23 protein-coding genes are annotated in these 26,037 nt (G+C 35.7%); 14 read left to right on the top strand and 9 right to left on the bottom strand.

Annotation, left to right across the window (positions count from 1 at the left end; all coding sequences use genetic code 11):
* The first annotated feature begins 292 nt into the window (after positions 1-292).
* The 3 genes from EAG11_RS04630 to xseB all read left to right on the top strand — a co-directional run bounded on the left by EAG11_RS04630 (position 293) and on the right by xseB (position 2,258).
* Positions 293-526 carry a hypothetical protein gene (locus tag EAG11_RS04630; RefSeq protein ID WP_242499269.1) on the top strand — a complete coding sequence of 78 codons (234 nt, stop codon included), beginning with the start codon at positions 293-295 and terminating at the stop codon, positions 524-526.
* Positions 527-640: 114 nt separating this feature from the next.
* The gene (gene xseA / locus EAG11_RS04635) at positions 641-2,077 is read left to right on the top strand and encodes an exodeoxyribonuclease VII large subunit (protein ID WP_129538116.1); all 1,437 of its coding nucleotides are present in this window, start codon (positions 641-643) and stop codon (positions 2,075-2,077) included.
* Positions 2,055-2,258: an exodeoxyribonuclease VII small subunit gene (xseB, locus tag EAG11_RS04640; protein WP_129538117.1), complete on the top strand. Its 204-nt coding sequence runs from the start codon at positions 2,055-2,057 to the stop codon at positions 2,256-2,258. The genes xseA and xseB overlap by 23 nt, the downstream gene beginning before the upstream one ends.
* Before the next feature lie 156 nt (positions 2,259-2,414).
* Here xseB and EAG11_RS04645 read toward each other — a convergent pair whose 3' ends face one another.
* A complete protein-coding gene (locus EAG11_RS04645; RefSeq protein ID WP_129538118.1) occupies positions 2,415-3,416 on the bottom strand; it encodes an NADP-dependent oxidoreductase in 1,002 nt (333 codons plus the stop codon).
* Positions 3,417-3,441: 25 nt separating this feature from the next.
* On the bottom strand, positions 3,442-4,206 hold the full coding sequence (locus EAG11_RS04650; protein WP_129538119.1) for an SDR family oxidoreductase: 765 nt from the start codon (positions 4,204-4,206) through the stop codon (positions 3,442-3,444).
* Positions 4,207-4,306: 100 nt separating this feature from the next.
* Between EAG11_RS04650 and EAG11_RS04655 the strand changes: the two genes are divergently transcribed.
* Both EAG11_RS04655 and EAG11_RS04660 read left to right on the top strand, forming a co-directional pair.
* Complete coding sequence (locus tag EAG11_RS04655) at positions 4,307-4,720, top strand: helix-turn-helix domain-containing protein (protein WP_129538120.1); 414 nt, start codon at positions 4,307-4,309, stop codon at positions 4,718-4,720.
* Between the two features lie 192 nt (positions 4,721-4,912).
* Positions 4,913-5,128: a hypothetical protein gene (locus EAG11_RS04660; RefSeq protein ID WP_129538121.1), complete on the top strand. Its 216-nt coding sequence runs from the start codon at positions 4,913-4,915 to the stop codon at positions 5,126-5,128.
* A 104-nt stretch (positions 5,129-5,232) separates the two neighbouring features.
* On the opposite strand, the gene EAG11_RS04665 is transcribed toward EAG11_RS04660, so the two are convergent.
* From EAG11_RS04665 to dinB, 3 genes are all read right to left on the bottom strand, one after another.
* A complete protein-coding gene (locus tag EAG11_RS04665) occupies positions 5,233-6,600 on the bottom strand; it encodes an exonuclease domain-containing protein (protein WP_129538122.1) in 1,368 nt (455 codons plus the stop codon).
* A gap of 148 nt (positions 6,601-6,748) precedes the next feature.
* On the bottom strand, positions 6,749-9,805 hold the full coding sequence (locus tag EAG11_RS04670) for a DNA polymerase III subunit alpha (protein WP_129538123.1): 3,057 nt from the start codon (positions 9,803-9,805) through the stop codon (positions 6,749-6,751).
* A 50-nt stretch (positions 9,806-9,855) separates the two neighbouring features.
* Complete coding sequence (dinB, locus tag EAG11_RS04675) at positions 9,856-11,037, bottom strand: DNA polymerase IV (protein ID WP_129538124.1); 1,182 nt, start codon at positions 11,035-11,037, stop codon at positions 9,856-9,858.
* An 88-nt stretch (positions 11,038-11,125) separates the two neighbouring features.
* Here dinB and EAG11_RS04680 point away from each other — a divergent pair, with 88 nt between their 5' ends.
* The gene (locus tag EAG11_RS04680) at positions 11,126-11,890 is read left to right on the top strand and encodes a helix-turn-helix domain-containing protein (protein WP_129538125.1); all 765 of its coding nucleotides are present in this window, start codon (positions 11,126-11,128) and stop codon (positions 11,888-11,890) included.
* A 529-nt stretch (positions 11,891-12,419) separates the two neighbouring features.
* Here the strand turns inward: EAG11_RS04680 and EAG11_RS04685 are convergent.
* Entirely contained in the window at positions 12,420-12,821 is a 402-nt protein-coding gene (locus EAG11_RS04685) for a hypothetical protein (RefSeq protein WP_129538126.1), read from the bottom strand.
* A 447-nt stretch (positions 12,822-13,268) separates the two neighbouring features.
* On the opposite strand from EAG11_RS04685, the gene EAG11_RS04690 reads away from it, so the two are divergent.
* Positions 13,269-14,429, top strand: a complete 1,161-nt coding sequence (locus EAG11_RS04690; protein WP_129538127.1) for an IS4 family transposase — start codon at positions 13,269-13,271, stop codon at positions 14,427-14,429.
* Between the two features lie 192 nt (positions 14,430-14,621).
* Here EAG11_RS04690 and EAG11_RS04695 read toward each other — a convergent pair whose 3' ends face one another.
* Positions 14,622-14,858: a hypothetical protein gene (locus tag EAG11_RS04695; protein ID WP_129538128.1), complete on the bottom strand. Its 237-nt coding sequence runs from the start codon at positions 14,856-14,858 to the stop codon at positions 14,622-14,624.
* A 700-nt stretch (positions 14,859-15,558) separates the two neighbouring features.
* Between EAG11_RS04695 and EAG11_RS04700 the strand changes: the two genes are divergently transcribed.
* The 3 genes from EAG11_RS04700 (at position 15,559) to EAG11_RS04710 (ending at position 18,391) form a co-directional block, all read left to right on the top strand.
* Positions 15,559-16,194, top strand: coding sequence for a hypothetical protein (locus EAG11_RS04700; protein ID WP_129538129.1), 636 nt, complete (start codon positions 15,559-15,561; stop codon positions 16,192-16,194).
* A 19-nt stretch (positions 16,195-16,213) separates the two neighbouring features.
* Positions 16,214-17,758, top strand: a complete 1,545-nt coding sequence (locus tag EAG11_RS04705; protein WP_129538130.1) for a hypothetical protein — start codon at positions 16,214-16,216, stop codon at positions 17,756-17,758.
* 366 nt (positions 17,759-18,124) lie between these two features.
* Complete coding sequence (locus EAG11_RS04710; RefSeq protein ID WP_129538131.1) at positions 18,125-18,391, top strand: hypothetical protein; 267 nt, start codon at positions 18,125-18,127, stop codon at positions 18,389-18,391.
* Between the two features lie 69 nt (positions 18,392-18,460).
* Here EAG11_RS04710 and EAG11_RS04715 read toward each other — a convergent pair whose 3' ends face one another.
* Together EAG11_RS04715 and EAG11_RS04720 are read right to left on the bottom strand one after the other, a co-directional pair.
* Positions 18,461-18,736 carry a hypothetical protein gene (locus EAG11_RS04715; RefSeq protein WP_129538132.1) on the bottom strand — a complete coding sequence of 92 codons (276 nt, stop codon included), beginning with the start codon at positions 18,734-18,736 and terminating at the stop codon, positions 18,461-18,463.
* Between the two features lie 620 nt (positions 18,737-19,356).
* Positions 19,357-20,214 carry a phospholipase D family protein gene (locus EAG11_RS04720; protein ID WP_129538133.1) on the bottom strand — a complete coding sequence of 286 codons (858 nt, stop codon included), beginning with the start codon at positions 20,212-20,214 and terminating at the stop codon, positions 19,357-19,359.
* Between the two features lie 1,477 nt (positions 20,215-21,691).
* Here EAG11_RS04720 and EAG11_RS04725 point away from each other — a divergent pair.
* The 4 genes from EAG11_RS04725 (at position 21,692) to EAG11_RS04740 (ending at position 26,034) form a co-directional block, all read left to right on the top strand.
* Entirely contained in the window at positions 21,692-22,726 is a 1,035-nt protein-coding gene (locus EAG11_RS04725) for a trypsin-like peptidase domain-containing protein (protein ID WP_129538134.1), read from the top strand.
* Positions 22,727-22,777: 51 nt separating this feature from the next.
* Positions 22,778-24,091 carry an amidohydrolase family protein gene (locus EAG11_RS04730; protein WP_129538135.1) on the top strand — a complete coding sequence of 438 codons (1,314 nt, stop codon included), beginning with the start codon at positions 22,778-22,780 and terminating at the stop codon, positions 24,089-24,091.
* An 18-nt stretch (positions 24,092-24,109) separates the two neighbouring features.
* A complete protein-coding gene (locus EAG11_RS04735) occupies positions 24,110-24,859 on the top strand; it encodes a hypothetical protein (RefSeq protein ID WP_129538136.1) in 750 nt (249 codons plus the stop codon).
* Positions 24,860-24,993: 134 nt separating this feature from the next.
* Positions 24,994-26,034: a hypothetical protein gene (locus EAG11_RS04740; RefSeq protein WP_129538137.1), complete on the top strand. Its 1,041-nt coding sequence runs from the start codon at positions 24,994-24,996 to the stop codon at positions 26,032-26,034.
* Positions 26,035-26,037 lie beyond the last annotated feature (3 nt).

Raw genomic sequence — 26,037 nt, forward strand, 5'->3', positions numbered from 1 at the left:
AGTCTGTTTTGAATCGAAATGGAATTAAATTTTAATTGTTCATATTTTTATGCTTTTATCAAATCATGCTGTTTTGATTTTTAGTATTTTTAGGGATGTAAAATAGGAATAGACGAAAAGCCTCTTTAGAGAAGTTACTTGCCTGGGTTCTTGAGATAAGCAGGAAGTGAGGGACTTAATCGAGAGAGAAAACAAAAGAACTACCTTATGTTTTTTGACTTTTAAGTGTATTATTTTACAAGATAACACAAAACTAAATACCAATAGCATGGATAAAACGATAAAGCTTAGAGTGAAGAAGGAGATTGACAATAGGAATGAGCTTAAGGTGTTACAACTAAAAGGGAGTTTGATTACCAAAGGGTATACCGAGATTATCCATATTGCCGATGAGAACGAAGATTTTTATCTCAATTCGTTTTCGACGGCTGCTGATCATAGAAAAGAGGCAGAAGATTTTGTACTGGACTATATTTCTAGTCATGATCTTACCTCTACCGTTACACTTTTGGGCACGGAGCGATAAGTACCGAACACATAATTTTTTTAAAGCAAATTCAGTCATTTTTTTTAAAGAACTATTGCATTTTCTATTGAATTTAGGATGATCTAAAAAGGAACGCTGAGTTCCTCACTTTTTATGGAACCAGAAAAGCATATTAAACTCTCCGAGCTAAACAATAAAATTAGCGATGCCTTAGCAGACCGTTTTAAAGGGCAGACCTTTTGGGTTGTGGCTGATATTACCAATCATTCCTATAAGGCGGATAAGAAAATCCATTACTTTGAACTGGTAGAAAAAGGAACGACATCCAACAGTATTGTTGCGAGAATTCTTGGGAAAGCCTGGGGAACAGGATCGATGCATCTTTCCGATTTTGAAAAAAATACAGGACAGCGTTTTACCAATAATATTAATGTACTTGTTTTGGTCAGTGTGGATTACCACCCTTTGTTTGGTTTGTCACTGAATGTACTTGATATTGACACCAATTTTACACTTGGAATCTTGGAGCAGCAACGCAACGCCACCCTGAAAAGGCTTGTGGAAGAGAATGCTTTTATTGTTAAAGAAGCAGAACAATACATAACTCGAAACAATCAAATAAAGCTCAGGGCAGTAATCCAAAAAGTAGCGGTGATATCAGGGAGTAATTCCGCTGGTCTTGAAGATTTCAGACACACCCTTGAGAATAATGATTTCGGCTATGTTTTTGAGATAGATGATTATCCTACCATTGTTCAAGGGGATAATAATGCCAAGTTGTTTTTGGACAAACTAATTCAAGTGTATCGAAGTGGCAAATTGTATGACGCCGTTGTTATAACAAGAGGAGGAGGTGCGCAGTCCGATTTTTTGATCTTTGACAATTATAACATTGGGCGCGCCGTAGCTAAATTTCCCATTGCGATTATCACAGGAATAGGACATCAGAAAAATGTTAGCATCGTGGATCTCATGGCGCATACCCAGACTAAGACTCCAACTAAAGCCGCTGAGTTTATCATTGCCCATAACCGCAGTTTTGAGCTGCATATCCTTTCGTTGCAACAAAATATTGTCATTAAATCGCAGCAGCTTTTTCTGCTGCATTATCAGAACCTTTCCCAACTTAAGAGCAGCCTTTCCAATAGTGCCAGGGAGCTTATTTCTGGACACAAAGATGCTTTAATGGCTATTAATCAAAACACGATTAATAACTCCAAATCAATTCTGTATCAGGAACACCGTCTTTTGATGAATCTATCCCATCAAATTTCAGGTAAACCGCGGATTATCCTTTACAATAGGATTAATGATATTAGCAATACGATCAGTAATTTAAAAACATTCACAAATCAGTATCTTCGCAATCAAAAAGGATATCTGGCGCATTACAGTTCGAGTATCAGGATGATGTCCCCTGAGAATATCCTCAAAAAGGGTTATGCTATTGTCAAGGTCAATGATAAAATAACCAGTAATGCTGATACTATAGCAGTGGGCGATACCATTGATGTGATACTGGCAGATTCGATTTTTAAAACTACGGTTAAAGAAAAAACAAAATACAATGAAAGAGACACTGACTTATGAAGCTGCTTATGCGGAACTTACAGCAATTGCAAAGGAAATAGAAAATGAAACCATTTCGGTTGATGTACTGGCTACAAAAGTCAAGAGGGCTTCCGAGCTTATTACTTTCTGCCAGACCAAACTCAAATCAACAGAAACTGAAGTAAACAAAATTATTGCCCAAATGGAGAATCCTTCATAACTAAAGTTTTTTTTTGAAGATTACTAAAAAATAGAATACAATCTAAAAATAAAGCATGGAGTCAATTAAACAGGACTGTATATCGGTTTAATTAAGAATTGATTATTGCATGTATATTGGAAAAGTTAGTCACTAACACAACTTATTAAAAAAACTTTACTTGAATTTGATAACAACTTTTCCTTTGGCATGACCACTGCTAACATAGAGCATAGCCTGATTTAGTTGCTCAAATGGAAAAACCTTATCTATGACAGGACGAATGATATCTGTTTGAATTAAGGCACTAATTTCAGACAACTGTTTTCCATTGGCTTGCATAAACAGAAACGAATAATCAACACCAAGTTGTCTGGCTTGTTTTCTGACTTTTCTACTCAAAAAAGAAATGGCTGTTTTCATAAACCACGACAGACCAATTTCTTTTGCAAAAGACACATCGGGCGGTCCTGAAATTGAAATTAGTTTTCCGCCAGATTTTAATATCCGTAGCGACTTTTCCAATGTTTTTTCGTCCTGACTGTTCAATACTACATCGTACTCATTGAGTATTGTTTCAAAATCTTGCGTTTTGTAATCTATCACAATATCAGCACCTAAACCTTTAACCAAATCAAAATTATCAGCACTTGTAGTTGTGGCTACTGTTGCCCCAAAATATTTTGCCAACTGTATTGCAATTGTTCCCACACCACCCGAACCAGCTTGAATAAATACTTTCTGACCTTTCTCTAACTTTGCTTTTTCAACAAACGCCTGCCAAACCGTTAAGGCAACCAATGGAATGGAAGCGGCCTGTTCCATTGTTATATTTTTAGGTTTCAACGCGAGATCGTTTTCATTGACTGCAATATATTCTGCAAATGTACCAATCTTAAAATCAGCTGAACGAGCAAAAACTTCATCACCAACTTTGAAACGACTGACTTTTGAGCCTACTTTTGTTACAATCCCGGCAACATCGTGACCTAAAACCAAAGGGAATTTGTAAGGAAGTAACAATTTGAACTCACCACTTTTTAGTTTTACATCCAATTGATTAATACTTGCCGCATGTATTTGTATTAATACTTCATTGTCGTTAGCCACGGGTTCTGGCAATTCAACGAGTTGAAGCTGCTCTTTTTTGCTATAACGATTTATAATAAATGCTTTCATTTTTTAGCGTTTTTTATTAAAGGTACTATTCTAAAAATTTATCTGCTTTCTTTGGATTAACTAATCTAAAAGCGAATTTAGGAAAAAGACGGTTGAGGATATAAACTACTTTTGTATCTCCTACACGAATGGTGTATCGGTCTTTTTTAAGCCCTGCAATCAATTCTTTTACCAGAGCTTCGGGGCTAATTTTCTTATCATTTCGGCTTGCGGTCATTTCTGTTGCTACCAATGGAGGCAAGAGTTCGAAAACTTTTACATTGCTGTTAGCGATACGTAAATGTTCTCTAAGCGATTTTGTATAAAATGCCAAAGCGGTTTTCGATGCTGAATATGTAGGTTCAAGTAACGAAGGCACATAACTCAATATAGATGTAGTATTAATAATGGCACTTTCTTTTCTTGATTGCAGCATATCCAAAAAAAGATTGTTCAGACGAACAACCCCCAAATAATTAATATTCATTTCGTATGTTGCGTTTTCCAAATGCTTGTCATTGGCAATTCCTAAATTTAATGGCATTACACCCACACCTGCATTGTTATAAAGAATATCAATTCCACCTAATTCTTTAACCTGACGCAAAAGAGAAATTGCATCTTCTCCACTGGCAACATCACTTTTTATAGCAATTATATTAGGATACCTTTTTTTTGCGGCATCTAATTTTTCCTGATTTCTACCTGTAATGATAACATTTGCATTATTTTCAAGAAACTGTTTAGCGGCTTCAAGTCCAATACCGGCACCACCACCTGTTATCAATATTGTTTTGTTCTTTAAGTCCATATTTTTTCTTTGTTTGTAAAATTTGTATATTTGCTTGCGAATTGCAAGTGCAAATCTAATAAACAACTTTCATTTCGCAAGTGATTTTAAGAAAAATTTTATGACAGATACTAAAAAAAGGTCGGATTGCCCTGTTAGTTGTTCTCTTGATGTTTGGGGAGACAAGTGGTCCTTGTTAATTGTACGGGATTTAATGTTCAGTAAACAGTGCACCTACGGCGACTTTCTGAAATCGGATGAAAAAATTGCAACCAACATTTTAGCTTCACGTCTACAAACGCTTGAAGCAAACGGAATAATAAGCAAATCTGACCACCCCGAGAGTAAGGCAAAAGTTTTATACAAACTCACTCCAAAAGGAATTGATTTGGTGCCTATAATGATTGAAATAAATTTATGGGCAGAAAAGTATTTTACTATCCCAAGTGAGCAAAAATTAATGCTGAAAGAGGTAAAAAAAGACAAAGAAGCTTTTATTAAAACAGCAAAAAGGGATTTGAAGAAAGGGATTTGAAACAAAACGGTAAGAACAAGCATTGGTAAAACTTCTATAAAGTTAGAGCGTCAGATTCTGTTTTAAATGTCTGAAATTCTACATTGATTTTTTCAATTTCAAGAGGCTATTAGTCCGCGTAATCACCTGAATTAGGAGTGGTATTATGGAATAAAACTATAAAAGTGGTATAGTTATTGAAAAAAGGATGGCATGAAAAAATTTGGAATCAAAAAAGCAGGAGAAAATAAATGGGTAGTTAGCCATTATGAATTTCCAAAATTCACCTGTACTTTTGAAAATAGAAAATTTCATAACAGCTCGAAAATAAAAGGGTTATTTGACCCTACAGGGGATCTAAAAGAAGTCTTGGTTTTGCAGCTTATGGAAGACTGGCTAGGTAAAAACCATCCCGATAAAATAAGCTAATGGATCAATTTATTTTATTAGGATTCCACTAGTCTTTCAAAACGTTTTGGGTACAATAGTATTATGGTAACAGTGGAATTAATAATAGATTAAATTTGTAGAAATCATTTCGAAAGAAAAACTTTCTTGGGGTATTTTGCTGCATAGGCAGTTATCAACTGCATTAGGTAGTGGTTGCTTCTATAGGATACGACATGCTCTTTTAGCTCAGTAACCTGTGTTAGGGCAGCATCAGAAGGAATATAGCCCATACCATGAAAGTGTCCTTTTTCGACCCAGATACAGCTGTGTTCCTCTGCAACGCGGCCTTTATCGATAATAGCAAAACTTTTCCTGCTAGTTAACAAAAAATCAATGGCAGATTCAACTTGGTGGTTGTGTTGTAAAACATCGGGAAAATTGGTATGGTCATTATTTTGAAAAGGTACAGTATCTTCAGTTGTGCCGTATTTACAGAAACGATGGTCAATTTCAAACTGCTGGGCCAAACTACGTAGTACATTTATTCCTTCGTATAGGCTATTGAAGGATTCAATGGTAGTCTGAAACTTTCCCATTTTCCCAATGGCAAGATAACAGTATCCATTTCGGGCTTCATAACTATAGAGTCCATATTTGGGTTCAAAACGCTTTAAGGCTCTGTTGTATTTAGGCCAGAGCTTTTGAATCTCACTACATTCTAAAAGTAATGCCATGAGTTCAGTGGCACAAATTTCAAAAGAGATTCTGTAAATATCACGCAAGAAGTTTTGTCGTTGTGGATTGATGTTGTGCCCACTGAAATGGGAAGCCACTCTTTTTTTTATATTGATGGCCTTTCCTACATAGATTACTTTTTTTTGCTGGTCATAAAAATAGTATACTCCAGGCTTTTCTGGCAATTGTTCAAAGTCACAAGGAGGTAGGTTGGGTGGCAAGCGTTGATCCTGGGCTGTATTTTTAATCATCTTTACGATTTCTCCTTCGTGATCCCATTGCAGTAATCTAGCAAACAATATAGCCGTAGCATCGGCATCTCCCCCAGCGCGGTGGCGGTTCTCTATGGGTATATCAAGGGAGGAGCAGAGTTTGCCTAAACTATAAGAACCAAGTCCAGGTCTAATTTTTCTTGCGGCACGAACAGTACATAGCTTTCTGGCTGTCCACTTGAATCCTGATTTTTCCAATTCATGACGGACGAAGGAGTAATCAAAATTGACATTGTGTGCCACAAAGATCCGATCTGTAAGCAGCTCTAGCACCTTGTTTGCTATATCATCAAATAGAGGCGCATCACGTACCATTTCATTGTTGATGCCTGTTAAAGCAAAAATAGGAAGTGGAATTTCCTTCTGAGGGTTGACAAGTGTTTGATAACGATCGATTGCCTTTTTACCGTCATGGATGATAATGGCAATCTCCGTAATGCAACTGCCACTGGCATTACCGCCTGTGGTTTCGATATCTACGATGGCATATTGTACTTTTTTCATCTTTAGTTCTATAACGTAAAAACGATTCTTGTTCTTACAAGTAACACCCTATTACCTAATTTTATTATTGATTTACTTTCTAACAGGTTTTGACACCTGAACCGTATGTTCTTTTCTTTAGAAAACAAGTTAGGTTTATTTTGATTTTTCATGGAGTCATTTTCTGCCTTGGAATATTAATCTCATGCTCCTGTGGATAAGGAGCCCGATGGGTCATACTCACATCTTCTCGTAACTGCTGATGAGCAGTGTACTGTTTCTCTGAAGCATTAGAATAGCGAGGATCAGCAATAAAGGGCATCTTTGCCATTTTAGTTATAGTCACCGTTGGAAAATGATAATCGACTTCCACGGTACCTAAGAGCAGGTAACAACCACCGCCCAAAAACGGATACTGCCCCAGGCTATCAGGAAAATGCACCGTATCGAAATAATCCCCTTTGTTATCTATCCAGGTTCCAAAATACATGGTGCCTCTTTTGGTGGGTACGTGTTTTCTGGAGATGAGGTAGGCGAGCATTTTTATTGTTTTTTTATGATGACTAATTAGATCCTTAACTAGTACAGATCCTCTGTATTTGGTCTGTAACAAATCGAATGGGGTACAGGATACGGGGAAACTCAGCAGTTCAATTTCATCGAAAGCATCTTCAAAAGCAGAGCGTTCCAGTACAGGCAATTTATAAGCTTTAACCGGCTCTTGCAGTAACATCAGATTTCTGTTTTCAGGTTTGAAATTCACTAGTATGAGTCGGGCGATTACCAATAATTGATTTTTGGATTGTCCTGTAAATCGGAAGGCACCGATAAAAATCAAGATTTGGATGCCTTCAATACCAATGGGAATACGATTGATGAAGTTTTCCAAAGACAGGAAGGCACCATGGGCTTCACGCTCTGTAATAATTAGTTGCGCCAGTTTGGTTTCTAAACCCTCAAGATGCATGAAGCCCAAATAGACATCGGTGCCATATAATGTAGTTTCATAATCGCTTTTGTTGACGCACGGATTGTGCAGGGTAGCGCCTGACATCTTCGCTTCATGCACATACACTTCAGTTCTATAAAAGCCTCCCTGATTATTAATTACTGCTACCATGAATTCCACAGGATAATGTACCTTGAGATATAAACTCTGATAGCTCTCCACGGCGTAGGAAGCAGAATGTGCCTTGCAAAAGGAATAGCCAGCAAAGGATTCGATCTGGCGGTATATTTCTTGACTCAGTAGCTCAGGATGCCCTTTCTGCAGACAGGAAGCAAAGAAATTATCTTTTACTTTTTGCAAGGCTGCTTTGGATCGGCCTTTACCACTCATGGCACGACGCAATATATCTCCATCGGCAGCGGGTAATCCTCCATAATGCAAGGCAATTTTAATCACATCTTCCTGATAGACCATAATGCCATAGGTTTCTCCGAGTTGCTCTTTAAAAACCTCGTGAAAATATTCGAATTTATCGGGATGGTTGTGACGAAAAATGTATTCTTTCATCATACCAGACTGTGCTACTCCGGGGCGGATAATGGAAGAGGCCGCCACGAGTATTTTATAATTATCACAATTCAAACGGCGCAGTAGCCCACGCATGGCGGGACTTTCGATATAAAAGCACCCAATGGTCTTGCCAGTGGCCAAGTAGGTATTGCATAAGGCTTCGTCTTTAGAAAGCGCTGTATTGCGAATATCTACCGTAATCCCGCGGTTCTTTTGGATGAGTTTCACACTATCATCGATATGGCCAATGCCACGCTGGCTCAGGATATCAAATTTTTCAAAACCTATATCCTCGGCGATGTGCATATCAAAGAGCACAATAGGGAATCCTTTTGGCGGCATCTCCAGCGGGGTATAATTGGTGATAGGCTCTTCAGAGATGATGATTCCACAGGAGTGCATGCTGCGCTGGTTGGGATATTTTTCGAGTAACATTCCATACTGCTGAACATATTTAACGATAGTATTGGTCTCGTGTAGTGCCATGGGATTCTTGGCCAGCATATCGAGTTCTTCTTTTGGGAGTCCAAATACTTTACCCACTTCGCGAAATATCGAGCGGTATTTGAATTCTACATTGGTGCCGCAAAAAGCAACGTGATCCGCGCCATAGCGTTTGAAGATATATTCCAGGATGGTATTGCGCTCTTTCCACGACCAGTCGATATCAAAATCGGGAGGCGTTTTACGGTTGAGGTTCAGAAAACGTTCAAAATACAAATCAAGTTCAATTGGGCAGATGTCGGTTATGCCCAAACAATAACTTACGATACTGTTGGCACCGCTCCCTCTACCGATATGCATAAAACCGCAGCTATTGCTGTACTGGATGATGTCCCAAGTAATTAGAAAATAGCCACTGAACTGCAATTCATCGATGACTTTTAGCTCTTTTTCCACGCGTGCCTTAGCCACCAGGTTATCGGCTCCATAACGCCACTCTAGCCCCTCAAAGGCCAATTGAGTGAGCAAGGCAATATCGGTTTCTCTACTCTGGGTATAAAATTTTTTATTTTTGGGTGTTTTGAAATCAAATTCAAAATTACAGTCTTCGATTACTTTTTGAGTGTTGGCTATAATCTCGGGGTACTCTGTAAAAGGTAATAGTAATTGCTCCAAGGGAATCATCACATCTGAAGTTTTACACACATCCTCCTGGGTAAGTTTAGATAGTAAGGCATTAATGTCAATAGCCCGAAGGATACGGTGTAAATTAAATTCTCTTTTGGTTCGAAAAACTACAGGTTGCAGGATGACCATTTTATGCAACAGGGCTTTCCACTGGGCATGGAAAAGTTTGGGAAGCTGCTCGGGACGTATGCCGATGTATTCATTTTCTTTTAAAACATCAGGTATATTCTCCAGGGGATAGATAACTACCACATCTTCCCATCGGGGTGCAGAAAAGGGAAGGGGTGTTCCATCGAAATTATGATCGGTAAGAAAACGGTTCATTTGTCCCAGACCGTTTCGGTTCTTGGCCAAGGCAATATAACGAAGCTGACCATCAAAGCGTAATTCCATACCCACAATTGGTTTTATACCAACTTCATTACAGGCTTTTACAAAATCATAAATTCCTGTTACGGTATTGATATCGGTGAGCGCCATTGCCTTTACATTGCAAGCCACAGCCTGTTGTACCAACTCTTCGAGTGGTATGGTTCCGTAGCGCAGGGAATGAAAAGAATGACAATTGAGGTACATCAGCTAGTGTATTTAAAAAATAGTACTTACTAAAAGGGATATTTTGAATTTTAGACCTTACGTTTTAAAATTTCATTTTTGGTATTGGGTTTAAAACTCGCTCCGGCGCAGCGCATAACGGCATCGAAGCCATAGCGACTTTTCATTTTGTCTATAGCCTGATATAAGGAAAGCATTTCTTCGGTATCCTCAAAGAGGTTAATCTGATAGGTACCACGAACGAGTCCACTGAACCGAATTCCAATCAGGCGCAGACGCATCCGGCGCTGGTAGAGTTTATCAAAGAGATCGGTTACGTTTTTGGTCAGCGTATGATCGGCAGAGGTATAGGCGATACGGCATTGTTTGGTCTCAGTATCAAAATTAGCGTAGCGGATTTTGATCACTACAGTTGAGGTAAGCCACTGTTCAGAACGCAGTTGAAAGGCCAATTTTTCGACCATACCAACCAAGATGCGTTTGAGTTTTATAATGTCAATGGTATCCTGGGAGAACGTATGTTCGGTTGATATAGACTTTCTCTCCGTGTAAGGTTCTACAGGATTATGATCTATACCGTTGGCTTTCTTCCAGAGTTCCGTGCCGTTTTTTCCAATCATTTGCTGCAAGACTTCTGAAGGCATTTCAGAGAGCGTCTGAATGGTTCGAATTCCAATTCGGGAGAGCAGCTGAAAGGTTTTATCTCCTACCATCGGGATTTTCTGTATGGATAATGGATTTAAAAAGGGTTGTACCATATGCTCAGGAATCTCCAAATTCTGTTTTTGTTTGCCCTCTCCAGTGCCAATTTTAGAAACTGTTTTATTCACTGATAAAGCAAAAGTCAGTGGCAATCCTGTTTCTTTGGTAATGGTTTGAGCCAGTTCACTCGTCCATTTATAACTACCATAGAATTTATCCATACCGGTTATGTCCAAATAAAATTCATCAATACTCGCTTTTTCGACTATTGGAGCTTTTTCCTGAATTATTTCTGTAATGGTATGTGATAAAGTGGAATATAATTCCATATCGCCTTTCATTACTTTTGCCTGAGGGCAAAGCCGAAGTGCCATCTTGATCGGCATGGCGGATCGCACGCCAAAAGTACGCGCTTCATAGGAGCAAGAAGCAACGACACCACGGTCTCCACCTCCAATAATAAGAGGCACTCCGTTTAACTCAGAATTGGTTAACCTTTCGCAGGATACAAAAAACGTATTCATATCGATATGTACAATTGACCTTCCCATAAGCTTCTTCCTTTTATACGGAACAAAATTAGTACAGATTATAACAAAATTAATTACCTTTGTTGCTACAAATTGTAACAAAATCAACATGTCTTTATTTTCCGACAACATCAGAAGCCTTAGGGCAAAAAGGAAGATTTCTCAGGAAAAAGTGGCTGAAAGTCTTCTAATCACACGGGGGAGGTATGCCAAATACGAAGAGGGTACCTCTGAAGCGCCGTATGAAATTCTAAAGAAAATAGCACATTATTATCAAATCAGTATTGATCTGTTACTCTCTGTAGATGTTCGAAAAATCCCGATGGATGATTTACTAAAATTAGAAAACAACAGACTATTGTTACCTATTACCGTTGATGCAGCAGGAAATGATTTTGTTGAAATCGTGACCCAAAAAGCAAAAGCAGGCTACTTGAATGGATACGGCGATCCTGAATATATCGAGAGTCTGCAACAAATGGCGTTGCCTTTTTTGGGACCTGGGAAACACCGGGGTTTTCCAGTGGAAGGAGATTCAATGCCACCGCATGAGGATGGTTCAATTATCATTGGCCGTTATGTGGAAAGGCTGGGAGAGGTGCTCGATGGTAAAACGTATATTCTGATTACTAAAAACGAGGGCATGGTGTATAAACGCCTGAATAAAAACAAAAAAAATGCACTTGTTTTAGCATCTGATAATCCTTTCTATCCTAATTACGAAGTAAAGGCTTCGGATATTCTGGAAATCTGGGAATATGAGTGCAATATCGGACGTACCGATAAAAAGCAGGAGTTATCAGAAACCCAAAGTATGAAAGATTTAATCCTTGAGATAAAAAGAGAGGTGCTGGAACTAAAGAATAGGGCTTAATTTTTTAATACTCGTAAAAAAATGTATTTTCAAATTGGAGGCAAATAGCGCTGGAATTTGTATTTCAACAATAAATGTAACTTATTTATTTTAAGCTATATATGTTTCCATGAAAAACATTAGTTTTATTTATTTTAATGATTCGTTAAGTGCTTATTTTCTATCTCTATATAAACTTTTTTCTTTCTATTCTTTCTTTTTTGAGTGATCAGCATCATTAATTTTAATATTTTTTTTAGGAGCTCTTCCCGCTATACGTTGCAATCTTTTGCGCCGAACCCCGGCACAAAAGGATTTCCACTGCTATCGGGGCTAGGGTAGGACCATATTTTGTTCTGCTGTCATCAAAGTATAATAACTTATCGGTTTAATTTTAATTATAATATAGATAATAATTAATAAGCCGTTGAGAAAAATTTGACCTTTAATTCTTTTCTTTTTTATAATTTCAAAGATGCCTAATGAAGTTATCGATATTATAATTCGGTAGATAAATAGCTTAGTATTTCGAAACTGTAAAATCAGCAGTTTATTCTTTTATTGGATTTCTAAATTCATTTTTAATTTCAGTAGGTGAATCACTAAACTCAATAGCTTTTAATTCAGTTTTTAAACTCAAAAGTGTTTCCACCATAAACTTATCCAAGTCGGATGGGATTTCCATTTTATTATCTCTGAATTGCTTAATTAAAATGTCTAAATAATCTAAAATTGTTTTTTGTCCGTCAGCATCTAGAAACATTTCTTGAAGCCAATAATTCATTGTAGTCATTTTTATTTTTCCGTCAACGCCTTTTTCCAATAAAGTGATTTGTTCAGGATTCAACCAATTCCATTTTTTTATTCGCACAAAGTATTTCTCTTTATCAGAATATGATTTAATAAAGTCAAATTCTGGTAAATCTTTTTTCTTTTTTAAAAAGCTAAACATATTAAATTCAGATTGATTTTGGTTTTTCTAAAATTCCTTACTTTGTCCTAGTAATACAGCGGGTTTTGGACAAAATTAAGGTTTATTTTTCGCTTTAACGGTGATTTTCCAAATACAAGATCAATTTTAAATCCAGCCTAAAACAATCTTGCCAAATGAGGGGTAGCGGCCAATGTCATTAAGTTAAGATGTTAATCTGTTTATTTTAAATGAATTAAGGTGTTTTTATTTTGTTATTTTGTGTTAATTTTCTTATATTTAATCTGTAATTTTACAGATTTTAAATATGCAGAAGAATTCAATTTTAATCATCAAAAAATTGAGAGAAGAGATTTTTAGTAAAGATATAATATCCAATTATAAAGTGAATGAACAAGATTTTACTAGAAAGCGAAAACAGTCTTTTGATCAGGTTTTACTGTTTATGTTGATCTATTAAGAAAAAGTATGGCTATAGAAATTAATAATTTTCTAGAGTACTTAAATTCAAAATTAGAGTTTCAGAAAATTGAGAGTTTCACATCGAGTGCTTTTGTGCAAAAAAGGAAAAAAATAAAACCAGAGGTTTTTAATCATTTATCATCAGTCATTACTGATAATTATTATGTGCAGGGCAATCAAAATATTAAACGATTTAAGGATTTTAGAGTTTTAGCCGTTGATGGTTCAAAGATAACTCTTCCATTTACTGAGCAATTAAAAATGTCTTTTGGGGAATCTAAAAACCAGACCAATACATCAATAGTTCAAGCAAGATCCTCGGTATTATATGATGTGTTAAATCGATTAGTTTTAGATTCAGTTTTAGAAAACATAAAAACAGGAGAGCGAGAGTTAGCCTTAAACCATAAAGGACACTGGAAAGAAGGCGATTTAATAATTTATGATAGAGGATATCCTTCTTACGACTTTAAATACGAGCATATTAAGGCAGGGATTAATTATTTGATAAGAGTACAGAAAAATCATAGCAAGATTGTAAGTTCATTTATATCAAGTGAGAAAAGAACACTGATTGTTGATGTTTTTCCACAGGAAAAGCACTTATTTACAGGAAAAGATTATGACAAATCCACCAGTATAAAAGTTCGTTTGGTACGGGTTGATTTACCTAGCGGAGAAATTGAAATATTGATGACTTCTTTATTGGACAGTCAAATTTACCCATCAGGTATATTTAAAGAATTATACTTTTTAAGATGGGGAATTGAGACCTTTTACGACGAATTAAAAAACAAATTGAAAGTAGAATATTTTACCGGTTATTCTAAAATGAGTATTGAGCAGGATTTTTTCTGTGCTGTATTTATCAGTAATCTGCAGTCGATTATTGTAAACGATTTAGAAGAAGAACTAAAGGCTAAAAATCAAAATACAAAATTAGATTATAAAGTAAACACGAATTTGTCTTATGGTTTTTTAAAAAACCGAATTTTAGAATTACTTTTTAAAGAAGCTCCTTTGGAAGAAGTATTCAAAGAATTAGAAAATTTGTTTCTTCAAAATACAATTCCAATTCGATTAAATCGGAATAATAAACGTGAAGCAGGTAAATACAGAACTAGAGTAAGACCTTTAGTACTTAAAAATCAAAAAGATGCAATATAAAAATCCCTTAACTTAATGACATTGCCCGAGCGCAAGCGAACTGGCGAAGCAATCTTTGTGCCCAGCCCCGACACAAAAGGATTTCCACTGCACACGAGCAAAGCGAACTGGCGAAGCAATCGGGGCTAGGGCTGTTGTGGGACTATTTTGTAGATATAAAGATATGGGTAAAGCAGGGCTGAAATTTAAAGTTTATTCCGATTGATTTTCGCTTTTGTCTTGCTGTGAACCTCGTCGTACAAGCATATAAAACTCTTTCAGATGCCACCATGCCGGGCACATATCAAGGCTTCCTTTGTAATTGTTTATAGTGGAGTAACAGCTTTTAAGAAAAAGTTGAGAATCGGTAATTTTTGCCCAGGGTTTCCAATCCACTTCCTGAGGCGGAGCAGTGGCTTCAAAATAGCGTTTTATTTCTTCTGGGGTCATGGGGCAAAATTAGGTAAAAAATCTAGATAGGGCAAGGGGTGAGGGGGGGTACTGATTAAGTATTTTTACTGTTTTGGGGTTGTTTTCTGCAACGATACTGGCAGTCATAGAATTACCTTTCCGATTTTATTTTTACTTTTTGCAATCTCTTTTTTCTACTGGTCCTGGTCTTGCGACGCCCCTTTTGGAATTCATGTCGGTGCTGCATGTTTTACTTCCTTAATGTTCTTTTTTAGGAGCTCTTCCCACTATGCGTTACAATCTTTTTTACCGATTCCCGTGTCAATTGTATATAGTGCTATTTTTAGGAGCTTTTTCCCGCTATACGTTACAATCTTTTGTGCCCAGTCTCGGCACAAAAGGATTTTCACTGCTATCGGGGCTAAAGGGTTGAATTCATTCTTAATGTTTTGATTTTTAGTTTTTTAATAATAATTTCATAAGCCCAATACTATCTTTTTGATCATTTATAATAAAAAAAAAGATATATTTGAAATAAATAATGTGTACTAATTATCACATATATCTACCCCAATTTGCTTGGGTTTGTGTAGTTTTATAACACATATATAAAAAAGTTGTGTGTCATGCAATCGCCAATATCGACAGAATAGACTTGAAATTGACAGTTAAAAAAAACTTTGATATATCAGGGAAGCTGAAAACTGAATAGAGTAAGCGAATGAAAACTTAAACAAAAATGAGAAAATTATTACTTATGTACCTTTTAGGTTTGTACTCCTTATCTTCATATGCGCAAGACAAGGCAACATTGACAAAAGACGAAACGATTAACTATGTACAGAAAAAATTAAATGAAGGGATTGGTCATAAAGGGGGAGATTTTGAATTGAAGAATATAGACATTAGTATATCTGAATGCAAAATTACCGTTACTCGAAAAGTTAAAAATAGTGGTGAAGATTTAGGATATAGTACTACAACTTATTCCAGCTATAAGAGTTACAATAGCGTATATACTTTTGATCCTAGGCTCATAAGTAGTGTTACAGAAACATCTCCTGAATCTGGTTCAATAAAATGGTTAACCATAAAACTCAAAAGCAAATCCGGAACATATAGCTACTGGAATGAATATTATGCTACTAGGGAAAAAAGGGAATGGGCGGGTTTCGGTTACGGCGATGGTGGTGGGAATTATAGATATTCTAATTATTATGTAATAGTTGATAATAAAGATAATAAGGTAGAGTCCACAGATTCTATAATTTTATATTTTTTAGGAAGCGATACCACCAACTTCAATAAATTAAAAAAAGCTTTTGAACACCTGCGCGATTTATGTTCAGCCGAAGATGATCCATTTGGAGAATAATTAAAACATTACACATAAAATGATAAAACGTTTTTATACATATTGTCTGTTGATAGCAGTAATGTCTTCTGTAAATACATATGCTCAAACTGTAGGCATTAGTGATGTAGTAAGTATTGAATCAAAAGCATTATCATACGAAAACAATAAAATAAAAATAGCTCAATATAAAGAAGAGCTGTTAAGTCTTGATGCCCTACGTAAGGATAAGGTCCAGAAGTTAAAAGGCGAATTATCTGCTCTTTACAAAGAAAGAGATGATTTGATTGCTGATATGAAGGTGGGTGCTAAATGTAGTCAATGTGGAAAATACAAATCAGAATTTGAAAAAGAAGGTAAAAGCTTTGAACAACATTTAGGAGAAGTAAAAGGTTATGCAATACCTGCTACAACGGCAGAACTGGAAGCAACAAGAAAAAGGTTCACTGAAAAGATTGCACTGAAAAAAGTACAAATTCAAAATTTGGAAAAAGGTGATAATGCCGTTAACAGAAAACTCAATGACATTGGTAATTTAGAGAAAGGTAATGAGAATTTATGTAAGGAAATAACTAACCATAGTAAAAGCTATGAAACAAACGTATTTTCAGAGGCTAAATCAAAACATGATAATTGGGTAAACGATTTGATGGGTTATGCTACTAATATTCTTATTACAGATGATAATATAACAATTTTCAAAGCTAGAATAATCCGATACGAGCAGGAATTTCAAAAGGAAAGTGTGGCAATAAAAGAGCAAATAAAAAAAGAAAATTTAGAAGCACAAAATGAGAAAAAAGCCAAGATAGTTACTAATGAGCAACAAATTAAAGAAATTCAAGTTGAGCAAGCCAATTATCTAGCTCCTTTGGAAATTAATCTTATTAAATTAAAAGAGCAAAAGAATGAAACTGAAAAAGAGTTAATCAAATTGGCTATTACTGAAAGTATTAAAGCAACACTTACGGCTAGCTTGAATCAAATAATTGTGCAAATTACTTCACTTGAAAAAGACATACTTGACTACAACACAAACGTAAAAAATAAGATTACCTCATTAGAGAGTGAGAATAAAAAATTGACAACTGAAGTCTTTCAATTAAATACAAATTTACCTAAACAACAGGCACAAGAAATTGCAAAGATTAAACAAATATATGACCAAAAGAAATTAGATGCAAGTCAGTCAGTGTCCAAATCAACAACTGAACTTGCAAATGCAAGAAAATTATATATAGAAAAAGCAGAGTTCTATAAAAAACAAAACCAGCTTTATATCGAACAAGTAATTTCAGAAAGTAACAGAATGCTAATTGCAGGACAAAAAATTAGCTGTCCAATTTGGAATGAAGTAAGATTTAAAGTTATGACTAACTGGAATCAAGTATTTCCTTGCGTCAACAAACTAACAACTATGGCAAAACCTTATAGTTATAACGTTTTCAACTCATATTGTCCAGACAAATCATCGGCTTCATACATGGCACAGTATAAAAATTTTGTAAATGGTCTTGATCAAGAAGATAAAAAAGCTGTGAAAGGAAACAGTAATGTATTTTGGTTTGAGTTGATTACTCAATAGAGGAAAACGATAGGACACAGAAGTACAAAGTTACAGCAGCTACTACAACGGATTTGGGCAATTGTATTAATGGAAAGTTGGTTTTGTATTTGGGAAATTTATACTTAACCGAAAAATCCCGCCTCTTTATTGCTCAACCGTGCCAAGGGCCAGAACTTTAGCGGTACTATTGCCAAAAAAAATGTGGTTAGATAAAATTGCCTTATTGAATTTTAAAAAAAATCTTACTATGAACAAAACAGTGATTCTATTTTTTTAGCACTTCTTTTATTTTCTTGTAAAGAAAGTAAGGATAATTTAAATGACGATTCGACAAAAAAAGTTGCATCAATTCAAACAAAATTAAATCCAAATCAAATAGGGTATATGGAAAGTTTCTTTGAAATTAAAGAACGATCTTGGATTGGATATTTTAGTATTATTGAGTTTAAAAAAGAAGGTAATTCGATAGTTCAATATGAATATTTGGAAAACTTAAAAGTTGACAAAAGAAAAATGGAATTAAAGATTATGAACGATGATACCATTTTTAGCATTCCTAAAAAAGGAAAATCATTCCAAGTGACTAAGGAGGGTGACTTGAAAGTATATGAAAACAAAAAGCTTGTTTACCTACTGGAAAAAAATAAATAATACCGCTAACTATTACGCTTTGCACCATGACGCGACGCGCCCCTTGTGCGTTCCTCTTCCTTTAGCTCCTCACAGCCTAGTCCCCTTATTTCGAATTCCCTTATGAACGGGATGATCCTTTTCGGGCTGGGTGGTTTGAAGGGCTGTGTCTTTAGGATTGTCGCTTCCCTGAGTATCCCTAGCAGTTTCAAACCCTTTAGAAGAGGCATTATCTATAAGATCCTCTTGGGTTATATCTTTGGATGTACTGCCGGATTCCTGGTCAAGGTTCTCTGAATCATAAGGGTTTCTCTTTGGACCTGTGTTTTTTTGGGTCTGCGTCCAGGTTTTGAGAATTACGGTCATCTCCAAGGTAATTTTATGGCGCGTCTGAATTTGGTATTTTATCTTTTTAAATTAGATTAGTACTGTGGTTTTTTTTAAAGGGGTGTCGCGGGGCAGGTTGGGCGGTAGTTCCGGGTTTGTTCTACTTTGTACTTTGTATTTTGTTCTTTGTGCTATGTCAAATGTAAAAAGGATGGCAGCACTTTTTTTACAGAATAATGATTTGTATTTATAAAATAGTGATCAGGTGATCCGCAGGTAGAATTAATCGGGTATTAGGAATTTTTAGTGGAATCTAATTGAAGTGATTAGTATAGTCAATTGTATTTAATATTATTTAGGTTTAATACTATTTTTTGGGAGCTTTTTCCCGCTATACGTTCCAATCTTTTGCGCCGAACCCAGGCACAAAAGGATTTCCACTGCACACGAGCGAAGCGTACTGGCGAAGCAATCGGGGCTAGGGCAGCTCCAAACCACTCTAAAAAAAAGAGGACTATAAGTCCCCTTGAAATTCTAAAACTCATTATACGATAACTCCACAGTTGCCAGAGATGTAATCGGCTCCGTTCAACAGGAGTTTCATTGTAGGCTTTTCAAGCCTAACGAAACTCTAGCAATTGGCAGTAACTTTTTTTCTTTTACAATATTGGTTTACGCATTGATGTTTTTCCATTCGATGGATTTCCTGTTTTGTGACAAAAGTTTTCAGGATAGTTATCGTTTCTAAAAGAAGCCCAACTTCTATATGCTTGATATGAAAATGGCTTTTTTAAATTAAACTCTATTTTTTCTCCAGTTCTTATGCAGAAACCATTTATTGGATTTTCTATTTCCGCTCTGTTTGGTCTACTATTTTGTTCTGAACCCAATTCCAGTTCGAAAGGAAAATCCTCTAATGTTTTTATTTGATTATCTCGATTTCTAATCGATGAAGAATAAAACTTTTCAGTTGTGTCTTGTAAAGTATCAGATTTTATATAATTTTTACCAAGCAATGAACTCAATATTTTCTTTTCAAAAACAGGTCTTTTTATGAAAATAGCTTCACTTTTTTCTGCAAGTTCATAACAAGTTTGCCATGCTTCATTGTCTGTATTTCTTGTGAATTTTGATAAAATATTTATTTCAGAATAAACACCAAATTCAACATTGTTTTTAAATGAATAATCATATAAATTTATTGAAGTAATTACTCCTTTCTTTTCATTTCCATAATATTTTGCGTGAAGATTTGGAATATAAACTATGCTTATGTTGAGAAATTTTTTGAAATAGTCAAAATCATTTTTGCTTAAACTTCTACTTACTTCTCTTTCGTTTTTACCAAAAACAATTAAAATATGTAGTTTTGGATTATTCATATGCTTGTCAAAAAGTCTTTTGAAATAATCATCAAGTTTAATAAATGGAGAAACAATTAAAAGACTGCTTTCTGCTTCCCAAATTATTTCATAAACTGCATTTTCAAGATTTTCTCCGGTAATAAATTTTGCCATTTTCTATTTCAATTTTCTTTTTCTACGATTTTCTCTAAAGCTACTGCCAGCTAATCTATACCGGCCATGAAATGACTCCAATACGGCTTTTATAGTTGGCTTTATGCCATTAGTAAGATTTTTAAACGAATATAAGAATAAATACCAAATCTTTTTAGTTGTCAAACAATAGTTGTCACTAAGTATTTTTTTGACTCGTATCCTTCACAATACTTCGTAGGTTCAGTGTCCAACTTTTGTAATTCACCCTCAAGCTGTCTGCTTTTTTCCTTAATGCTCTTTATCCATAGAATCCCAATTGCTTCCCTTCTTCCTTTTTACCTAAGACCCTGTATGCTTTTGTCTTATTTCAGGAGCAAAGGTAGTCCGTGTCCATAAGCCAAAGCAAGGTCGGGCCTTTCAGGTCTTGCCAAAAATCTCCACCCATGCGGTTTTTTTTAGCTCATAAGAGACCTTTATAAACTTGCCTATATTGAAAATTGGATTGATTAGCGGAGTGTATTTAATATTATTTTTTAGGAGCCCTTCCTGCTATACGCTGCAAACGAAGTTCACTGAACTCCAATAAAATAAAAGTATAGTGAAGTAATCTTTTGTGAACACCGGCACAAAAGGATTTTCACTTCTATCGGGGCTAGGGCTACCGGAGAACCCTTTTTTGTTTTGGAGAACTGCACATTGCAACCCAATTGTTGTACTTGTAATCAATACTGCGATTTTTAGTAAACTCTTAAACGGTGAAATAAATTATGCTCTTCTGATTTCTATTTCTCTTTGGAAGATAATTTATATAACCGTAATCATTCAGGTCTCTGATACATCTATGGTAGGTAACAGGGCCGCTTATTTTAGCAATCTTCATAATTTCATGCCTATATGCTTTAATAGGATTAACATAGCCTGCATAGAACAGCGGTCAGGTTATCGGGGGGGGGGGAGGTGCAGTATTATATACAATGACCATGCTGATCAGTGGGTTTTTAGGTTTGATTTGTTATTTTTTCAGGAGCTTTTCCCGCTATCCGTTTCAATCTATGTGCCGGAACCCCCGGCGCATAGGATTTTCACTGCTATCGGGGCTAGGGCTGCCAGAGAGACGTGTTTTGTTTAGGAGAACTGCATATGAGCGCAAAATGTTGTATTTCTAATCAATACTCATTTTTTTAATACCATACGCCACGATTTTACCACAGAACTTACAATATCGTTTTCAGGTGAGTTTTTGTCGGTTACAATGAGTTGAAATCATCACTTCATAAACTGTTTAATTAGACTTTTAATACTTCGCAACAATTTTACTTTTTGATAAACTTCAATTATTGCTCTCTAAGTTTGATAATCAGTAAAATACAGGTGGAAATACCTATATAGCTTTCTTGTAATTTGTTTACATTTATGGCTATTTAAATTTTGTAGACAAAATCTTTTAGATTACTTCATCCACGAAAATTTGTTAAAAATTAAACTTTGATTTTTTATGACTCAGGAAAATTTAATTCCGGCAATTGAAACACTTTTAAATGTTGTAAATCAAATAGTTCAAGAGGATAAGCTTGTAGAGGCCCTGGAGCTTATGGATGAGAAATTTTCAAATATCTCGCTGGATGTAAAGAACTCGATAATAATGAATAAAGCTAGATTAAAAAGACTCGAGAATAAAATTATCGCAGCTACCATTTCTAATGAAAATGCCGATGTTGAAAGGGCGAGTATTGCCAGTAATCTTCTAAGAATTAATAATAACGTTCCATCTGAAATTCATACAGTGCAGTTGTTAGGAAAGATGAAAAGCATTTATGTTGCAAGTGAAGAGACACATTTAGAAAAGATTATTGGCCCATATAATAATCTGGTAAAAATAAAGTGGCTTCAGCAAGCTATTGAATGTGCTAAGAGTGTTTGCCAGGTAGTGCGGACCGATGGTGTAAAAGGAACAGGATTCGTACTGGAAGGCGGCTATTTGATGACTAATTTTCATATACTTCCCTCTGAAGAAAAAATAAAGAATGCTAAAATAGTATTTGACTATGAAGAAGATTTTTTGGGAAATGCTAGAAGTACCTCAGAATTCCTTTTGGACGCCACCAATTGGAAAGGCAGTCCAATTCAGGAAATGGATTACGCCTATGTTAAGATAATTGACAACCCTTCTAATCCGATTGCAAAGTGGGGATTTCTTGAATTAGACACATTTACAGAACCACAAAATGGTTCTCCTGTTACGATAATACAGCATCCTTTAGGTCAAACCAAGCAAATTGCCCTTACCGCAAATTCAATAATCAATGTTGATGGAAGAAAGATTTTCTATGAAACAGATACCGAAAAAGGATCGAGTGGGTCTCCGGTTTTTAATAATGATTGGAAAGTGATTGCCTTGCACCATGCCGGAAAAACAGAAGATGAAGGGGGATTACTAATTAATTCACAAACTGGCGAAAGTCGGGGAGCAAATGAAGGGATCTTGATTAAATATATTGCTGAGATGCTCTGGCCCAATATTCCATCTTAACGATTGATTTAATTTTCATCAAATATTTTCTACCAACTAAATTATAAAAATATGACAGTAAATGAATTTATAACCACAGCCCGACAGGTCATTAGTGATGATCCTAAAACACGACTCTCTGCAAAGGCAAAGCAGGCCATTACTGATAAAGAGTGTATAATTGATATTCATACTCATATTTTTGACAGAAGATGCTTGAGTACCGGTTATGTTTTGCTTCGAATGCTTAAGAGCAAATTAAAAGATTTACTTGGTTTAGAATCTTTTGAGGTAGATAGTCTTCTCATTAAAACAGAAGAGGAAATTTATGAGGAAATTAAAGCCAATGATTTAAACTCGGAAGCAGACTGGGAGAAATTAGAATCCGACCTGGAAACAGTTGCTGAGCTTACATCTGAAATAGAGTTTTTAGGACTTGATATAAGGGAAGCCTTAAGAGTATTGAAAAAAGGAAGTATGAGAGAAGTTCTGGATCATTACGTTGATAATTTTTCGGTTGTACAGCTACCATCGTATAAGAACAGGCCTTTTTTAACAGGGGTTTTAATGATGGATTTAGCAACAGGGTGGGATATGAAACCACGTAAATGTTTAAGCGCACAGATTGACGAAATTAAAGCCATCATGGCCGATCGACCGATCTTACCTTTTTTGGCCATCGATCCCAGAAGAGTATCATTAAATGACAAAGAAGAAAACATTTATGATCTATTTATAAAAGCATTTAACGATCGTCAGGCACCTTTTTTTGGTGTAAAATGCTACCCGTCGATGGGCTATTTGCCAACTGATGTAAGGTTGGATCCAATTTTTAAAATTTGTGCTGAGAAAAACATACCTGTTGTTTCGCATTGTGGGGGCGAGTCGGTATCTACATTTGAGAAAAGTATTGTGGTAGAAGATCAGACCGGGGTGCATAACTTCGTGATTCCCGGTAATTCAAGACCTGAAAGAGCGCGGTATTTAAATAATCCCGAAGCCTGGATACCAGTGCTTGAGAAATATCCAAAACTAAAATTAAATCTGGCACATTTTGGCGGAGATGATTTTTGGTTAAATCACAGTAAAACTAATTTGGGAGATGTAAGAGTGAAAAAAATAATTGCAATGCTAAAGAATCCTAATTGGAATGTGTACACAGATTTTTCCTTTAATTTAGTAGAAAGTGAGCTTTTTGAAACTTTTAAAAAAGAACTTGATGCCAATGCTGAGATTCAGAGCAAAGTAATGTTTGGAACTGATTATTGGGTGGTTTTACCTGCAGGAGATCTTCTGAATACACAAGGTGAATTTTTGGATCAATTAACGGACTATAGTGATAGAATGATCAGTACTGCGCCATTAGATTTTATACTTAAGATATAACTGCTAAAATTTATAAATATGAACGAATTAGAAGCTTATATAACGGGACTTGAACTGTACGATTCAGAAAATAAACTACCATTCACGGTACGAAAAGTTACAGATGATCTTTATGAAGGTACCGAAGAGGAAAGTGCAACTATTAATTTTAAGAGTGTACAGTCTTTTGAGGCAGGAGTATCTGCTGAACGCCAGGAAGATGTTTTAAATTCACTTTTACTGGCCCAAAGAGTAGCAACAAAAGCTTTTCCAGACGATGAGCAATTGATGGATTGGCATAAGAGGTACTTTGAAGTTTTAGAAAGACTCGGATGGGTATTTGCAAATACCGGATTTGACTCCTATGAGAGTCAAAGCAATTTATTTGGAATTGAAAAAAATTTACTCGAAGTGCTGGGAACTGTCCTGACCGGAAATCAATTGGCAATAATAGTCAAATCGATACAGGCTCTGAAATCACTGAGCAGCGAGGATAAACGCTTTGTTGCCTTTGAAAAGAATACACACTCGCTCAATAAGGGTAATTTTCAGATAGGAATTGCTACAGAGCAGAATAATGTTTTGTCTATTTCTTCCACCGCCTTTGTTGTCAAAGCGAGCAAAAAGTTTTCCAGAATTTTATTTTTTAGTACAGAGAAAGAAAATGTCGAATTTAAGTATTGTGATATAAAAGCCATACTTAATGAGGCGCAGTTTGCCACAGGAAGAGATAGTCTTAAAAAAAAGCTGGGCGACACAAGTGAATATATTGCAGACCTGGACATATGATAGTTTAACAAGGTAAGTTTTGTTCTAGTTGGCGGAATTTCGCCAATTCTATCCCGGTGCTATCTGGCTTTAATTTTGAAACATTTCGCACAAAGGTTAATTCAAACACATTTTCACCAATAAAAAAAGGAATTATGACCCCTCTTGAAACGATACAACATCTTTTAACGCAGGATAAGTTGGAAGATGCATTGAAATTGTTGATCTTAGAATCGCCAAAATTTTCATCTGGATTTCATATTCAAACGATGCAACTTAATGGCAGGCTATCAAAAGATAACAATGATAAAGTTAGTAACGTATCTGATCCACTAGAACGCGATAGAATAAGATACGCGACTCTGGGATTAACCCAAACACTAATGGGCTTTCCTACTGTATCAGGTCAAGTTGTAGCAACCTCAGCCGATCATCTTTTAAATAATAAATGTTATCCCTTTATAGATCGTATCCAATTCAGGGAATTTCTGAAGAGGCAGATTCATGGAAATGGAGCCAAAATGATTTTCATTAATGGGCCATCAAAATCAGGGATGTCTTATCTGGAGAATTATTTGATCCATTTGAGTACTCTCAACAGTTTGTTTTCAGTAGTGCGAATTAATGCTGCTGTTGATTTAAATGGACCTGAACCATTTAAAGGAGTCAGTCTGGCCAAATTGCTTGGTATAGAATTGGGACTCGATTTAAATCTGGACACTGATGAACTAGATCAATTTAAGTTTACTAGATTTGGTATTAAATTAAAAGAAAAATTGCTTGCAAATGATACAATTCCATTGATATTTATTCACGATTTTCATCACCTGCAAGCCACTCCGGACATCGCTAAATTTATTTTAAAACTTGCAGATGTGTTCCGCCAGGATTTTCCCAAAGTGATTTTTCTAATTGCCGGGATGGACTATGAAAAGTTACCAAATTGGGAGTCGAGTTTGAGAATGCATTGCTCGGTTTACCACATTGAAACTATTGACAGGGTAAATGTGGAAGTATGTCTAGACGGGATTTTTGATTATTATCAGCCAAAAATACTGGCCTTAGGAGATAGTTCTATAACTAAGACGGAATATGTTAACGGAATGATTAGTCGCCTAATTCCAGATGAAAACAATATCAATCTTGCCAGTGTTGGCTATATGATTTCAGATCATTTAATGCAATTAAACAATTAAATT

This window comes from Flavobacterium sp. 140616W15 (assembly GCF_003668995.1).
Classification (GTDB): Bacteria; Bacteroidota; Bacteroidia; order Flavobacteriales; family Flavobacteriaceae; genus Flavobacterium.